This is a genomic window from Sphingomonas sp. CFBP 13733 (genome assembly GCF_014841795.1).
Lineage (GTDB): Bacteria > Pseudomonadota > Alphaproteobacteria > Sphingomonadales > Sphingomonadaceae > Sphingomonas > Sphingomonas aerolata.
Genome location: NZ_JACYUP010000001.1, coordinates 520003 through 535541, shown reverse-complemented (window position 1 = coordinate 535541; position 15539 = coordinate 520003). Strand labels below are relative to the sequence as shown.

Sequence of the window (15539 nt, the reverse complement as noted above, 5' to 3'; positions counted from 1 at the left end):
CGCTTCCTCAACCATAGGGGATCGACATGCTGCCAGGCAGCGTGAGGAACATGGCCTGTTGGACCGATGAGGCACCCATCTTCGTCGAGGTGATCGTGCCATCCACGACAAGATTTCCGCCGATCCTACCGTCCCCGATCAACTCCCAAGCACCGCCGAACTGGTCCGACCAGAGGCTGAGCCGTGCGACACCGTTGCCGCCATCGGCGAGCAACCTGACATAGGCGGTAGCCTTGCCGGCAAGGTCGACCAGCGTGCCAGCCTGCTGCTGCACGGTAGCTACTGTGCCATTGTAAGCGCTGCGCAGATCCGTCACGCTCTGCGTCACGACGCCGATCTTGGGATCGACGATCGCAGTTGCCCGCTGATCGATTCTTGCGGACAGGTCGGCACCGACTTGCGCTTCGAGGTTCGATACGCGTTGGGCAGCCGCGAAACGCCCATCGGTTACGGCCATTTCGACCGTCGACAGGCGACCGCGGGCATCGTTTAGCGATGCCGTGATCGTGTCGCTACGCTGCCCTAGCGCCGTATCCCGATCAACCGATGTACGCTCGACCCGGCCAATCTCCGCGCGAACGGCGCTGTCCGTGGTCGCCAAGCTGGCAACGACACCGTCAACCCGGATGCCTAGCGCGCGATCACCCTCGCTCAACGCGCTCGCCGTTTGGTCGACGCGAGCGTTTGTAGCGCTGTCGCGGCCGACATAGTCGGTGGTGATCGTGTCGATGCGCCGCCCGATCGCGCTGTCGGCATCAGCCAACGTCGTTGCCGTCGAACTGACAAGTGCTCGCGTGCTCGCAGTTACAGTCCGGTCATTGCCAGCGCTGTACGGAACCCAGGTTTTGGTGCCCGGCTTTACTTCGGTAACGAATGGCCGAGAGAACCATGCATAGCCGTCGTTTTCGACATCGTACGAGCGGAGCGCAATCGTCGCGCGAACCGCACCAGCTGGCACGACGAATTCCTTCACGCCGGTCTGATCCCACGCATTCAGATCCTGCCCGCCGGCGTTGATCCTCAATGCCGAGTTTTCACCGGCGTAGCCGACGTAGCCGCTGTCGTTGAAGAAGAAGACGGTGACCCATGCTCGGCAGCGGTGAGACGCGGTCATAGCGTACAGCTGAATGTTAGATTCTGGGCGGACTGCAAAGGGAGCGCTCTGAGCTTCGCTGCAAAGTCCAGCGCCCGGACTAGGGCGGTGCAGGGTCAGGTTGTTCTCGATGCCGCCAATCATGAAAGGCTGAGCCGCTCGGTTCAGGCTCATGCTCGACGTAAGCTCGGGATTGAATGTTAGAACCCATCCATCAAGCGTGCTCAGACTGCTGTTCGGCACCAGGTTGCCCCCCGAAGGGCTGGCCTGCGATTCGAGCACCGATGCGCGCTCGCCTACGGCCGTCGTCGCGTTGGCGAGCGCGCGTGATGTGTCAGTGATCCGGGTATTGGTGGCGGTGTTGGCAGACTTATAATCCGCGGTGACGGTATCAATCCGCTGCCCGAGCGCGGTGTCACGGGTGGACGATGCAGTCTCCACCCGTTCGATCTCGGCGCGAGTAGCCGTGTCCTTGGTGGTGACGTCGGTGACGATGGAGTCGACGCGTTTGCCGATCGCCGTGTCTGCGTCGGAAAGGGCAGTGACCGCATCGCTGATCCGCGTGCTGGTCGCCGCGTCCGCCGCCTTGAACTCGGTAGTGACGGTGTCGATCCGTTCACCGAGCGCCTTGTCCGCGGCCGACAGGGCAGTGATCGATTGGGTGATCCGCGTATTGGTGACGGTGTCGCGGCCGGTATAGTCCGTCACGACGGTGTCGATGCGCTGCCCAAGGGCGGTGTCGCGGGTCGACGAGGCCAACTCGATCCGGCTGATCTCGGCCCGGGTGGCGGTGTCCTTGGTCGTGACGTCTGTCGCTATGGAGTCGACGCGCTTACCGATCGCTTCGTCGGCCGCCGACAGGGCCGCGACCGAATCCGTGATCCGCGTGCTGGTCGCCGAGTCTGCCGCCTTGAACTCAGTGGTGACGGAGTCGATCCGCTCACCAAGCGCCCTGTCAGCAGCGGACAGGGCGGTGATCGTGGTCGTGATCCGCGTGTTGGTGACGCTGTCCCGGCTCGTATAATCGGTGACGACGGTGTCGATCCGCTGCGCGATCGCACGGACGTCATCGGTGCGGACCAGCCGCTCCGTCTCGATCAGCGCGCGGACCTCACCGTCGTTTTTGTTGGTGACGACGGTCAGGCTGTCGATGCGACGATCGAGCAGCTCGTCTTTGCCCTGCGCCCGGTTCGCTTCAGCGTTGAGGTCGGTCATTGCCGCGTCGATGCGGTTATTTGCCCGGCTGACAGCCAGGTCGGCCGTGACGCGCGCCTCGACCAGTTTGCTATCAGCATTGGCGAGGGCTGCGTCGAGGACGATACCGGACGCGAGGAGCTTGGCATTGAGGTCGGCGAGCGCCGCATCTGCCTTCGCTTCGGCCGTCCTAATCAGGGCATTGGCCGCCGCGACCGCGCTGTTGATGGCGGGGATCGTGATGTTCTCGAGAATATCTGATCGCTGCTTCACCGAGACCGCATCTGCAATGACCTGCTTCGCCGGCACCCCTGCAACAGCGCCAGTGTCCTTCGACGTGTTTTCAGCGGTGTTGTCGGCGTTCTCGGTCGGCTTCGTGCCGCTGACATTCTCCCAAGGGATCGTCAGTGGTGCCGGGGTTTTCGCTTCGCTGAAGCCCTCGATCGAAAGCGTCAGCTTGCTCAGCGTCTCGCCAACCTCGACGCTGAAGTCCTTGAAGAAGCCGTAGACGATAAGGCTGTCGAGACCGGCGTCGCCGAGCCACAGCGACGGCACTGCGCGGACGGCTGCGATCCGCCCAACGACCTGATCGACCGCATCAGTTCGGATGAGCGCCTTGCCCGCCATCCGCTTCGCCCAGGCGCGCGGGACGATCATCGTCTCGCCAAATTCGTCCGTCTCGCGCCGACTATAGTCGGTAATGCCCGACGTCGCCGAGCCTTCGGTGATACCGAGCGGTCGCAATATGCCGAGCAGCATGGTGCCGACGAATACGATACCATCGCCGCCGCGGCTGTCCTGCCACTCTGTGGTGTCGCTTACGGCCTCGGCATCGGCCCAGCTTGGCGGTTCCACCGTGGCGGTGCCAGCGACGGTGTCCTGCCACGCGACCGAATCGTCCCATGCGAAACCATCGTCCCAGACGACACGCTGTGCGACTTTGCCGAACGGTGCCAGCGTCACCGTGATGCTGGCGCCGGCCGCTAGCGACAGATCGAGGAACAGCGCGCCACCGGAGCCGCCCGACGGCGCAACGGTGCGGTCATATCCTGGGGCCTGAACGCGAACAGTCGCGGCGTTGCAATCAAGGATCGCAAGCCCGGACGCAGCGAGACTAGGCCGCAGCGTGACAACAATTGGCGCCTCGTCGGTGGTGACGGACCCAAGCGCCTGATCGAACATGGCCCAGCGGTTCGTAGGACCGACGTCGAGCCATGCCCCCGTCGTGGTCGCCGGATCATGACCGACGTTCCGATCAATCAGGCTTTCCCAGACGCGGTGCGTCTGCCGCCGGATGACGCGCTGCCCCAAGGCGTAGCCGCCGGCCGCCGTCCACTCGATGGCATCATCTTCGGGGACGCTGCTGGATGTCAGAACAGCTTCTGTGATCGCGATCGGCTGGAGCAGCTGAAGGCTGGACGCCTGCCCGACCGGCGCCGGATCCGAGCCGTCATCCGTAAACGCCTCCTCGCCGGTCAAACCCTCGACCGTCAGCGTGCAATAGCTGAGCGGCGCGGTCGCATGGTCGACCTCGAACTCTTTGTAGAACCCGCGGACCGTGAGGCTGCCAAAGCGATCGTCGGCGATCCAAGTTGCCGAGGTGGCACGAAGCTCGGCGAGCTGGCGCTGGATCGTGTCGACGTCGTCGAATGGCACGGCGAGACGCACTGACATGCGACGCGCGAAACCGCGCTGCACAACCGTGGTCACCCCGAACTCGTCGGTGACCCGCCGGCTACGGTCGATGACGCCGATCGTCGGCGCCGTCTCGACGGTTCCTAGCTCGATCGCGCCTGCGTCGGTGACGACTCTCATCAGGCGGCGCTCGCATTGCCGACGCTGAACGCCATGCCGTTATGATCGGCCGTGACGTCGTCGAGCTTGCGATCGATCCCCTTGGTGTTGCGGGCGATCTCGGTCTGCGCCGAACCATTTTCACGGCGCAGACCGGCGACCTCTTCTTGCAAGGCCTCGATGGCGCTGACGATCAGATCGTCGTTGGCCGGTGCGGGCGCCTTGCCGGTCGCGGCGTCCGCGGCCGTGATCATCGTATCGATCGGCGTGGCGGCGCGGCCCGACGCGGCGGTGCCGCCAGCCAGCGCGCTGACGACGCCATAGGCGGCCTGGCGGCTGGCGTTGTTCATGGCCTGCACCCGGTCGAGCTCTTGTCGGCTCGTCGTCTGTTCGGCGGTCGGCGCGGTGGCGCCGTTGCCGAGCGCGCTGATCACGCCATAGGTTGCCTCGAGGCTGGCGGCGGTCATGGCGCGCACGCGTTCCAGTTCCTGCCGGCTGGTCGCCTGCTCAGCCGCGGCCGTCAGCAGTGCCTGGCTGAGCGCCGGCAGGGTCTTCGCTGCATCCTGATCACCGCCGCGCGCGGCGGTGCTGGCCGCGTTGAACTGCCCCTGCAACGCCGCAAAGCCGTTGCCGCCGGCAGCGTCGGTGACGCCGCGGATGCGATTTACCTCGTCCATGATACTGTCGCCGACCGACGTCCATGCGTCCGCCAGCGTCTTGGCGGCCGACGCTGCGGCCTGGGCGTCCTGCACGGCGTAGATCTCCTGCTGCAGGTCGCGGTTGCTCGCATCCAGCTTTGCCAGGTCGAGCGCACGAAGAGCGGCGGTGTCGCCGCGCAGCTCGAGCAGCTGACGCTGCAAATCCTGACGCTCACTCGCGATGTCCGCCGCGCTCTTGGCGCCTTCCATCGACGCCTGAAGGTCGGCGAAGGCCGGGGCGAGCTGCAACAGCGTCGCATAGGTGGCCTGACCCGCTGCGCTCGTCAGATCCTGCGCCTCGACCAGCTGGCGGAAGCCCGCCAGCGTTTCGGGCATCGCCATGCCAAGGCTGCTGAAGACGCCGGCAAACTGCGCGGTCTTCGCGGCTGCCTGCTCTTCCTTGGTGTAGAAGGACTCGAAATAGGCGTCGGCTGCCGACGTCAGCGCGGACACGCTGTCGAACTGGTCGGCGAGGCCGAGCTTTGCCGCAATGCCCATCGTCTGCGCGCTGGTACCGAGCAGGTCGAGCGACGCGCCGACCGCCTCGACCGTCGAGGCGACGCGCACAAGCGTTTCGAAGGTGCCTTCGCCGACCTTCTGAAACTGCGCGACGGCCGGGAAGGCCGCGGCCGCCATGCCATCGGCCGCAGCGCCGAAGATCGCGGTCAGCTTCTCCTGGATCTGCTCGCCGGTCAGATCCTTCAGGTCGATCTTGCCGATGTTGACGACGAAGCTGTTGAGGCGGTTCTGGATGTCGCCGGTCGCGGCGCCCAACGGCCCGGCCGACGCTACGATCGCATCGTTGAACTGCCGCAGGATCAGCGTGAACTGATTTTCCAGACCGGCATCCGCCGCGTCGTACTGCGTCGAATATTTCGTGCCGGTCGAGATCCCGAGGAACGACGACTTCTTCTTCACGTCCGAATAATAGGACGCGTCGAAGCCGCTGTTCAGGATGCTGCCGACCGACTGCGGACCGCCCGACAGGCCGTTGCCGATGACCGAGGTCTTCGTGCCGAACAGGCCACTGAGGAGGCTGCCGATGACCGGGATCTTGGTCAGCACCGCGCCGATGCCCGCACCGATCGGGCCGCCGATCGCCATGCCGATGCCTGCCATCGTTGCCGTGGCGTTGCTCTTGAACCCAGTGGTGACCCCGGCATTCGCATCGATGTTGCCCGCACGGACGACGAGGGTCGCGACGCCCCCGATCTGGCTGTCGATCGACTTCAGCGACGCGGCCATGTCGCGCGAATAGGACAGCATCACGGTGTCGACGTCCTTCAGGGCATCGATCGCGTTCCGGATGCTCTCGCTCTTCGCCGACGGATCGCCAAGCACGGTGCCGGTGCCGGTGTTGGTCGGCGCGAGATCACTCTTCGATGATCCGAACGAGCCGGCGAGCGACACGCCGATCCCCGCCAGCGCGGCGACGGTCGCGGCGCCCGCGGCAATGTTAAGCGGGAAAGGCAGGCTCTTGATGGCGTTGACCACCGCCTCGGTCGCCCCGACCGCGATACGCGCCACGCTATTGGCGATCTTGCTGCCCGTCTCGATCGCATCCTGCGCGATCGCACGGACCGACATGGCGAACTGTACGAGGCGGAATGCCTTTTCGGCAGTCGCGAGCGCCTGATAGCCGCTCGACCCTTCCTTGAAGAACCCCTTGGCAGCAGACGTTGCGTCGCCGAATGCTTGGACCTGGGCCCCGGAGGATCGCAGCGCAAAACGTGCGTTTTCACGTAAGATCTGGCTTTGGTCAGCACCGGCCGCCTTGATCGCGGCTAGATGCTCGGCCTCGGCGCGCGTCCGGTCAGCCTGATAGCTGGCGTAGATCGATGCCATGTCACCGATCGCGCGGCCGGCCTCGCCAAATGCGTCCGCCATACCCTGACCGGCTGACTGAACCTTCCCGGCGATGATGTCCCACTTGTCAGCGGTGAAGGTCAGCGAGTCGTTATAGCTGCGCTGCATCGCGCCGAGCCGTTCCGCTTCGTCAGCGACCTTGACCTGCTGCGCAATCCACGCGGCTGAGTCAGCGCCGGTCCAGCCCTTCGACTCCGCTTCCTGGGTAGCGCGCAGGATGGCAAGCGAGTGGACGCGCGCGGCATCGGTCGCGTCGATAAGCTTGATTTCTTCCGCAAGCTCGGCAAGTCGGCGATCGCCGGCCGGCATGGCGAGCTGAATAGCCGCCTTCATCTCGGAATCGGTCAAGCGATCACGCGCGGCACGCTGATCGTCGAGCGCCTTCGACGCACGCGCTGCGCCGTCGACATCCTCCGTCAGCTGCGCCGCCTCGATCGCAGCCAGCAATGGGAGGTCTGTGATACGATCACGAAGCAGCTCCGCGGCCTTCTCGGTCGGCGTGATACCTGCTGCGACCGATGCGTTGACCTGATCCTGGATATCAGCCTGCTCACGCATCGTTGCGGTGCTCTTGGCGGCATCGGAAACGTGCTGCGCGACCGCCAGGCGGACCTCCCGAGCGACTGCCGCCTCAATGTCACCACGCTGGCGGATTGCCTTGCTCTCGGCCTTCACGCGTGCCTCGGCGATCAGCGCCGCGGCGCCCGATACGCCATAGGCATCGGCCAACTGATAGAGGTTGCGGATCTGCGCCTCGATCGCCGCGGCGTCGCGTGCCAGCTGCTCGGCATGCTTGTCGGTCTTCGGATTCGGGATGTTGTTGTAACCGATCGACTTTGCGATGCGCTCGCGGGCGTTGTCGATCGCCGCGGTCTTCACGCGCTTGCCGAGCTTCGTCAGATAGGTGTCGGCAGCGGTGTAGGCCGCGCCATAGGTCTTCTCGAGCAGCTTGGGATCGCCCTGGCCGATTAGCATTTTGCCGATGCCGAGGGCGCCGCCCTTTTCGACTTCGGCGAGATAGGCCTTCGTCCCTGCGACGCCCGCATAGATGCTGGCGAGGGTCGAACGCATGTAGGACGTCAGGTCATCGAGCACGCCCTTCACGCCCTTCGACATGCCCTTCATGTCGCCGACGAAGTAATCCGAGATGTCCTTGCCGACCACGCTGAAGAGGGCCTTGGACGTATCCGCCCAGGTGATCGTCTCCTCTTTCAGCTTGTACAGTTCGGCCTTAGTCGCATTGGCACCACCGGTGATTTGCCCGAGATCGCGCGTCAGCTGGTCGGACTTGACCCCTTCATTCACCCACCGGTTGAAGAGCGCAAAGCCCGCGCCGGCTGCGGCAAGGCCGATAAGCAACGGCGAGAACCGCAAGGCCAGCACCGCTACCTCCTTGCCGAAGCCGCGCAATCCGCCCTGTCCCATCTGGGCGACCTGAAGTATTTGTGCGCCCTGCTGGATGAAGACCTGCATGGGCTTCTGCCCGGCGAGCAGGCCCTGCGTGATATCGGGAAGCTGGACAGCAATGCTCTTCAGCGCAGTCCCATTCTTAGCCGCAGCCCCGGCCATGGCGACGTGCGTCTGCGTCGCGACGTTCGCGCGATCGATCAACATGCCTTCAGCGCGGGCCAGTTCTTCCGCGGACGCACCCGCTGCGGTCATAACGCGACGGGCCTCGGCGATCTCGCTGTTCAATCGAGCCTGAGCGGCAGCCGCAGGGTCAAGCATAGCCCGCAGTCGTGCCAGCGATGCGGCATCGGTTGCTGCTGCGGCCTCCTGTTCCCGCATCGCCTGCGCGCCGCGGTGCACAGCGGCTTCAAACTGCGCATGACCGAGCGCGGCCGAGCGAAGGCGCTGAGCTTCGGCATCGCTGGCGCTAGCCGCCTGGGCGACCTCCAGCTCTCGCAGCGCCGCGGCGCCTTTCCGCGCGGCGCTTTCGAACATGGCATATGCGTGCGCCGCCTCGCGCACTCGCGTCGCCTCGGCAGTCGCCGCGGCTGCATTTTGGGCGGCCTCCATCTCTCGCATCGCAGCGACGCCGCGACGTGCGGCTGCCTCGAACAGCCCATGCGCCAGGGCTGCGGAGCGGACGGACTGAGCTTCGGCTTCGATCGCGGCAGCAGCCGTCCGAGCGGCATCAGCTTCGGTGTTTGCCAGTGCCTGTTGCTGCCCCCGAAGGCGACCAGACAGCTCGACCAGCTTGTTTTCCTCAGCGGCAAGCGCCGCCGTCTCAACCTTCATCGCCCGGATCTCCTCACGGGTCTTGCCGAAGGTTGATGCTTGGCGATCAAGTTGGCGGGACAAGGCCTCGCCGGCCTTTTCGGTACTTGCCATCGCCTGCCGGGCCGTCTGCATTTCACGCGATGCGGCATTGCCGAACATGACGACATTCGATGTCGCGGCCGAGACGTCGACCATACCGCGGGTTGCGCGCTCGATGCGGGTGGCGTCGGCAAGCACCTTGGCCTCGGTAGAGTCCATTGCGGCTTGCAGCTGCGTCAGACCACCGAAGGAGTCGCCGGTGTCGATAACAAAGCCGACTTCAAGCCTCGGGGAGGAATCGTGTATGGACATGCGTCATCCTCCCCGTTTGATCAGCCCAGCACGGCGCGGAGCTTGGCTTCTTCGATTTCACGCTCGCGTGCGGTCACCTCTGCGCGCCAAGGGGGCGGGCAGGTTTCAACTTCAGCCTTGCGACTTTCGGCGAGGTAGGCAGCAGAGAGGCGGCGGATTAGCCGCCCCTCCCATGGTTCAAGGTCAACGGCAGTGCGTTCGCACCAGGCATTGATTTCGAGCCATGACAGCGGGACGGCGCCCATTCCGGCCGCTTGAGTCAGGCCAATTTCGATCAGCCGGTCCGTGATATGCGGCGCGGGATTGTGCGGCATAGGCGGCACGATCTTGTCGCGCTTCATCTTCTCGATGCGGCTGAGCAGAGGAGCCGGCGACTCTTCTACGAACTTCGCTCGCCGTGATCGAGGGTCCGGCTTTGGCGTGGCCTGAAGCCACGCCATCATCCGGATATAGAGGGTCAGGCCGCTTTCGAGGCGGCCTTGAAGTTTCCCCAGTCGGCGACAAACTTCGCCACTTGGCGGGTGATGTAGCCGATGCCCTGATCGGCGTATGCGGCACGGAACATGTCCTGCCCGGCGAGGCTGGCCCCCTCGGGCTGATAGTCGAAGTTCTCGAACGACACGGTGATCGCGGCGAGGTCTTCGGCCGTCTCGGCGATGCGCTCTTCCTGGGTCGCCGCGGTGATCTTGCCATCATTGTCCTGCATGCGCTTCAGCGCGCGCGCGGACTGGCGGGATTCGACGGCGCCATAAGCGCGGCTGCCGGGGCCGTGAAGATGGATGCGGACGGGGTGCTTGCCCGCTTCGTCGGCATAGAGCGGCTCGCCGGTGGGGCCCTTGACGTGCAGGGCGGCGGTGGCAGCGACGGCGAGCGAGGCGATGTTGAGCAGCGTGGTCATGAGATAGTCCTTCGCGGGAGGATGGTGCGCCAGCCCGGCTCGCGACCCGCGACGACGGGCCGAGCTGGCGCATAAGGACCGGCGTCGCGGGCGCCGGGTAGGGAAGGGGTCAGGTGGTCGGCGCAGCGACCTTGACGATCTTGGTGCAGATCTCGATCGTCGGAGCGCCGGTCAGCATGCTGTCGGCACCGTCGGCGGTCTCCGGCATGCCGAAGTTGCGGCCACCGAAGTAGCGCTTGGCACCGTCCGGATAGGTCACGCGGAAGGAATAGAGCTTCTGACTCTCGTCGTCGGCCGACGTCTGCATGATCGCCTGGCCGGCGTCGGAGCTGTCGAGCGCCATCGACGGCTGCAGGGCGCCATAGTCGGCCGAGCCCTTGAACTTCTGCTTTGCACCCTTGAGCGGCTGGAATTCGACCTTGGCGAAGCTGGCGCCGATCGAGCCGAGCTTTTCGACCTGACCGACGTCGGTGAAGGTCAGGGCGGCGTAGCCAGTGGCGTCGGCAGTCGCCGGCGACGTAACGGAGATCGCAAGCGACGAGCCTGCGGCGGTCTGTGAACCCATGGTGATGATCCTCGTGACTTAATACCGGCAGGGCCGGCGGGGTGGCGCCCGCTGGGCGGCGGGCACGCGGGTTAGGCGGCGGTCTTGGCCTTCGGGTCAGCGGCAGTGTCGACGGCCTCGACCAGCCCAGCGGCTGCGAAGTTGACGAACTCGCCCTCGGTGAAATCGTGCGCCTTGCCAGCGTCGAAGCGCCGCTCGGTGCCAGCGTCGGTGAAATCGCGGGTCGCCTTGGCGCGGATCGTCTTGGGCTTGGTGTCGGACATGGTAGGTTCCTTTTCTCTCACGCTGCCGCGTCGAAGCTGACGCGGAAGTCTTGGGTCTGCTCGAAGCTGTTCGCCGGACCGCCGACATCAGGGCCGGTCCCAGCGGTGAAGATCGAGACACGAAAACAGCCCGAAAGATCGCCGATCACGTCCCGGCAGCATTGCCGGATGAGCTTGATTGCGGCCTTCTGATCTCGATAGTTCGCCGCCCGCACCGCCACGGACACGCGCTCGACGGAACGGACGAGCGGCTCCCGCTTCAGGCGTTGGCGATCGACCAGGGTCACGCTGCGGATCAGAATGGCGGGTAGCACTACGTTATCGGGAAGCTTGCCGGCCTTGATGCTTGTTGGCTCCATCAGCTCGGTCAGCGGCTCGTAAGCGCGCAGCAGGTCACCGACGATCTCGACACCGCTCATTCGTCGGTCCCTTCCGGTTCGTCGCTGCCGATGATGCCGCCGCGGGTGACGCGGGCATTGACGTAAGTCTGCATCGCGGCACGGGCGGCTGCGGCGCTGAGATCGAGCGAGGGACGCATGAACGGGTTGGCTTTGGCGCCAGGGTGGTGGACCGTCTTGCCGACAAAGCTGCCGCCAATTCGCAACGACCCGCCGCCGGTTTCATTGATGCGGCGGACGCTCTTGCCCTCTCGCTGGCTGTCATCGACCGTGATGAAATGCGGGTCTGTGCCGTATTCTGCCCAGATCGCGAGCGAACGAGGCCAGTGACCTTTGACGCTGACCTTGACCACAATCCGCCCCGGCTCGCTGTTGGTGCGCAGCGTAAGCGCCTCGGTCACCTCGGCTGCCGGGGAGCGGCTCTTCGTCTCGTCAAGCAACACCCTGCCGCCGGCGCGCGCCGCGCCGCGCAGCAGCTTGGCTTCAATCTGCGCAGGCAGGCCGGCGATGAAACGGTCGACCTCTGCCTGACCTTTGACGCTCGGCATCAGGCCGCGTTGCCCGCCGAGGTATAGTCCTCGACCATGAACTCGATGCCCGAGCGTTGGCGGATCAGTGCTGGCCCGGCGACGATCTGCATGATGCGCCCATCCATCACGAAGCGCATGTCAGGCGTCACATCGTCGCGCGCCCGCATACGCACCCGTGCTGGACGCGCTGCCACGTTGATCCCTCCGGCGAGCTTTTCACCACGGCTCGGCAGCATGTCGACGACGCCGGCCCAGACCTCGTCGACCAGCACCCAGTTGCCTGACCCGGCGCCGTCGAGGCTGTTATCGGCTACGGGGCGCTCGATGCGGATGAAGTCGGGCAATTCGCCGGCAGTGAGCTGGGTCATACGACGAACTTGCGCAGGGGAGCGATTAGGAAGGTGATCGCCAGCGGCAATTCCGTCAGGTTCTGCCCCGCCGCCTCGCGATTGGCGTACCATTGTCCGACGAGCAGCAGCACTGCCTGTGCGGCAACGGCGCGACCGCGCAACGCCGTCGGCGACACGTCAGTGGCGAAGTCGCACCCTGTTGCGCCCTCAATCGCTCTAACAGCTGCCGCGATGAGAATGCCGAGATAAGCGTCCTCACGATCAGACGAGCCTAGACGAAGGTGCGTTTTCACATCCGCGAGGGTGACGAGCTCAGCCACGAGTGAGATCGCGCCCATCGCGCCCTTTCTTCACCGCAAGCCGCCAGCCGGTGTCAGGGCCGTCCGGCTTGTCGCCGGTATCCTTCTGCGCGATCCAGAGCGAACCGCCGAAGGTGACAGCGTCGCCCAGCGTATAGGCTTGGCCTTCCTTGAACACGCCGCGGTCGATCACTGCTGGCACACTGAGGTCGAAGGTCTTCACCTGCTCACCGCGCACGAACTTCAGGGTCGCCTGGCGCTCCCCGGTCTGCTCGATCGACATATCGTCGAAGCCCAAGCCGGGGTCGCCGTCCTTCCCATCTACGCGCCCAAGCGGGCACATCTTGCCGTCGCTCAGTGTCATGACCAGCGCACCCGTGCGGTCGATCATCGCGCCAGCAAGGCCGACGCCGTCCTTCGCAACAGGTAGCGCAGCAACAGCGCGCTCGACGGCCGATGCGATGATCGGCTCGACGTCGGCGATCGTGACGCTCTTGCCATCGGCAGGGGTTGGCAGCGCCGCGACTGCGGATGCTACGGCCCCAGCGATGATCGGCTCGACATCAGCGACCGTGACGCTCTTACCATCAACCGGCACCGGCAGCGCCGAGACTGCGGCCGCGACCGCCGCCTCGACCGGCGCGATGACGTCGACCGGGGGCAGTGCGGCGACAGCGCGCTCCGCTTCCTGAGCAATCAGTGGGCGCACATCGTCGAGCGTGACGCTCTTGCCATCGATCGCGGGCGGCAGCGCCGCCACTGCCGCAGCAACAGCGGTCTCGACCGGTGCGACCAAGTCGGGCAGCGGCAGTGCCGCTACAGCTCGTTCCGTCTCGGCAGCGATCAGCGGCTTCACGTCGTCAAGCGTGACGCTCTTGCCATCGGCCGGCGCAGGCAGCGCGGCGATCGCAGCAGCGACTGCCGCCTCAACCGGCGGAATGACGTCGACCGGCGGTAGCGCGGCAACGGCCCGCTCGGCCTCGACAGTAATTAGCGGCTTCATGTCGTCCAGCGTGATGCTGACGCCATCCTTGGCAGGGGGCAGATCGCCGACAGCCCGCGCAACGGCCGCGGCGACAAGGGGCTCAACGTCGGCGACCGTGACGCTGGTGCCGTCGCGCGGCGCGGGCAGGGCGGCGATCGCATCGTCAATCATTCGCCGAATGCTTGCTTCATCCGGAGACGCATCCCGTGCCTCGACAATTGCAAGGCGAGCGAGCAGCGGCGTGGTAGCCTTGTCGACAGCTTCACGGACAATGATTGCTGTGGCCTCGGCCATCGCTTTGGCATCAAGCATTCAGCAACTCCCGGCAATATTCTTTGTACAGGGCGGCGGTCGCGCGCGATTGCTCAGCAACTTCTGCGGGATCAGCCGGAGGCGCCGCCGCAGGCGTCGTATCGCCTTGACCCTTCGCCCACGGATCTTCTCGCGCGTCGCGTTTCGCTAGCGCCGCCAAGCTGTAATTTTGCTCTTGTAAGTACGGCGTGTCGCCGCCGGGGATCGGCCCGAGGTCGAGCCGCCGACGCGCTTCGTCAATTTTCTTGATCCCAGCCCCGGTGGCCAGCGCTTCGGCTTCGATCAGCGCCTTGGTGTCCATGCGCAGCAGGCCGTCGAGGTCGAACTCGGTGCCGATGCCCATGCCTTCGCCGATGCCGAGTCCCTCATCGAGGCATAGCTCGGCGGCCTCGATCAGCGATTGCAGCGCCTGGGTATAATATTCGAGGTTGAGGCTCTCGACGTTGCTGTTCGTCGGCAGGTTGCCGATACCCAGCTTGTAGGGCGGCACATGGAACGTGGAGCAGACCACCTCGGCGGTCCACTTCAGCTGGTCGATCAGCTCGGCATCCTTGGCGGTGACGGCCATGTGCTCATATTTCAGGCCATCGCCGAGCACGGCGACGCGGCCGGAGTTCTTGCCGCCGTAATAGTCGTACCAGTTGGCCTTAAGCTCTTCCGAGGATTCCTTGCTAATCTTGCCCGGCGCCGACAGCAGGCCGCCGGGGCGCGACTGGTTGCCGAAGAAGACCGCTGAATTGTCCTGGATGCGCAGGCCCTGCGTCGCCGCGAGGCCGTTCGCATAGATCGGCGATACGCCGACCAGCGGGTGGAACAGGCAGTTGAACCGGTCGTGGATGATCTCGCGGGCCGGCACGACCATCGGGCCAGCGATCTCCGAAACATCGTCCTGCTGCAACTCGTAGAAGATGCTGCCGTCGTCGGCGACCAGCGGCTTCACCCGGTGAGGGTCGAGCACGTAGAGCGCGATCACAACGTTGCGCGCGTCGCGGCGCTTGAGGACATAGGTGTTGCCGCTGCTGAGCTTCGACAGGAACCACGATTCGAAGAACTGGATCCGGGTCTGGAAGCTGTTGGGCTTGCGCAGCACTGGCGAATAGGCGGGGCGGGTGGTTTCGGCCCAGATGCCATGCGTGTCCTGGCTGACCAGCTTGACGCGCAGCTTCGAGATGTCCGACGCAATGAGCGTCATGCACGAGAAGACGGCGTGGAAGGCCAGCACGGCGGTCTGGTTGACCTCGACGTTCTGCTGCCACGCGCCGCTGAAGCTTTCACGAACGATCGGCATCCAAGGGCCCGACGGCGTGCTGACGATGCGTGCCGCCTTCTCGCGAATGATGGGCAGGCCGCCTTCGGTTTCGGGTTCGGCCTGCCCGGCGGTGATCTGCCGGGAGCGCCCGAACTCCCGGCCGAGGATCCGCATCAGGCGCTCGCGACCTTGGCGATCTCTTCGAGCAGGCGCTTGTCGCCCCAGCGGGTGCTGACGGTGATGCCGAGCTTGGCGGCCTTGTCACGCAGCTCGTCGAGCGTCGGTGCCGCGGCGGACGGATCTGCCGACGCGTCAGCTGCGCGCGCCTTCTTGATCGCAATAAGGATGCGAGCGTCTTGGTTGCTCGCTTGGAATGGGTCGCCCGCCTGAAGCGCGCGGGTCGCGTACCTCATGTCGCGGGTGGCGATAAGGTCAGGCATAGGTGTCTCCTCAGTTGATCGGCGGGCAGGG

At 65.2% G+C, this 15539-nt stretch carries 14 protein-coding genes; 1 reads left to right on the top strand and 13 read right to left on the bottom strand.

Annotated features, from left to right (window positions below; all coding sequences use genetic code 11):
• Positions 1–7 precede the first annotated feature (7 nt).
• Positions 8–3766, bottom strand: a complete 3759-nt coding sequence (locus IFT71_RS02245) for a hypothetical protein (protein ID WP_206757435.1) — start codon at positions 3764–3766, stop codon at positions 8–10.
• Between the two features lie 42 nt (positions 3767–3808).
• Here IFT71_RS02245 and IFT71_RS21195 point away from each other — a divergent pair, with 42 nt between their 5' ends.
• On the top strand, positions 3809–3958 hold the full coding sequence (locus IFT71_RS21195) for a hypothetical protein (protein ID WP_206757434.1): 150 nt from the start codon (positions 3809–3811) through the stop codon (positions 3956–3958).
• 143 nt (positions 3959–4101) lie between these two features.
• Here the strand turns inward: IFT71_RS21195 and IFT71_RS02235 are convergent, their stop codons facing one another.
• The 12 genes from IFT71_RS02235 to IFT71_RS02180 form a co-directional block, all read right to left on the bottom strand.
• Positions 4102–9219, bottom strand: coding sequence for a hypothetical protein (locus IFT71_RS02235; protein ID WP_192138970.1), 5118 nt, complete (start codon positions 9217–9219; stop codon positions 4102–4104).
• Between the two features lie 20 nt (positions 9220–9239).
• Complete coding sequence (locus IFT71_RS02230; protein ID WP_244654693.1) at positions 9240–9560, bottom strand: phage tail assembly chaperone; 321 nt, start codon at positions 9558–9560, stop codon at positions 9240–9242.
• Between the two features lie 116 nt (positions 9561–9676).
• Positions 9677–10117, bottom strand: coding sequence for a hypothetical protein (locus IFT71_RS02225; RefSeq protein WP_192070241.1), 441 nt, complete (start codon positions 10115–10117; stop codon positions 9677–9679).
• 109 nt (positions 10118–10226) lie between these two features.
• Entirely contained in the window at positions 10227–10682 is a 456-nt protein-coding gene (locus IFT71_RS02220) for a hypothetical protein (RefSeq protein WP_037528050.1), read from the bottom strand.
• Positions 10683–10753: 71 nt separating this feature from the next.
• Complete coding sequence (locus IFT71_RS02215; RefSeq protein ID WP_192070240.1) at positions 10754–10945, bottom strand: hypothetical protein; 192 nt, start codon at positions 10943–10945, stop codon at positions 10754–10756.
• A 17-nt stretch (positions 10946–10962) separates the two neighbouring features.
• Positions 10963–11364, bottom strand: a complete 402-nt coding sequence (locus IFT71_RS02210) for a hypothetical protein (protein WP_037528044.1) — start codon at positions 11362–11364, stop codon at positions 10963–10965.
• Positions 11361–11891 (bottom strand): hypothetical protein, encoded by a 531-nt coding sequence (locus IFT71_RS02205; RefSeq protein WP_037528042.1) that lies wholly within the window; start codon positions 11889–11891, stop codon positions 11361–11363. Before IFT71_RS02205 ends, IFT71_RS02210 begins: the two co-directional genes overlap by 4 nt.
• A complete protein-coding gene (locus tag IFT71_RS02200) occupies positions 11891–12241 on the bottom strand; it encodes a head-tail adaptor protein (protein WP_192070239.1) in 351 nt (116 codons plus the stop codon). Before IFT71_RS02200 ends, IFT71_RS02205 begins: the two co-directional genes overlap by 1 nt.
• Positions 12238–12543, bottom strand: a complete 306-nt coding sequence (locus tag IFT71_RS02195; protein WP_206757433.1) for a head-tail connector protein — start codon at positions 12541–12543, stop codon at positions 12238–12240. Before IFT71_RS02195 ends, IFT71_RS02200 begins: the two co-directional genes overlap by 4 nt.
• Positions 12536–13819, bottom strand: coding sequence for a hypothetical protein (locus IFT71_RS02190; RefSeq protein WP_192070237.1), 1284 nt, complete (start codon positions 13817–13819; stop codon positions 12536–12538). The genes IFT71_RS02195 and IFT71_RS02190 overlap by 8 nt, the downstream gene beginning before the upstream one ends.
• Complete coding sequence (locus tag IFT71_RS02185; protein ID WP_192070236.1) at positions 13812–15242, bottom strand: phage portal protein; 1431 nt, start codon at positions 15240–15242, stop codon at positions 13812–13814. Before IFT71_RS02185 ends, IFT71_RS02190 begins: the two co-directional genes overlap by 8 nt.
• Complete coding sequence (locus IFT71_RS02180; RefSeq protein WP_192070235.1) at positions 15242–15508, bottom strand: hypothetical protein; 267 nt, start codon at positions 15506–15508, stop codon at positions 15242–15244. Before IFT71_RS02180 ends, IFT71_RS02185 begins: the two co-directional genes overlap by 1 nt.
• Positions 15509–15539: the final 31 nt, after the last annotated feature.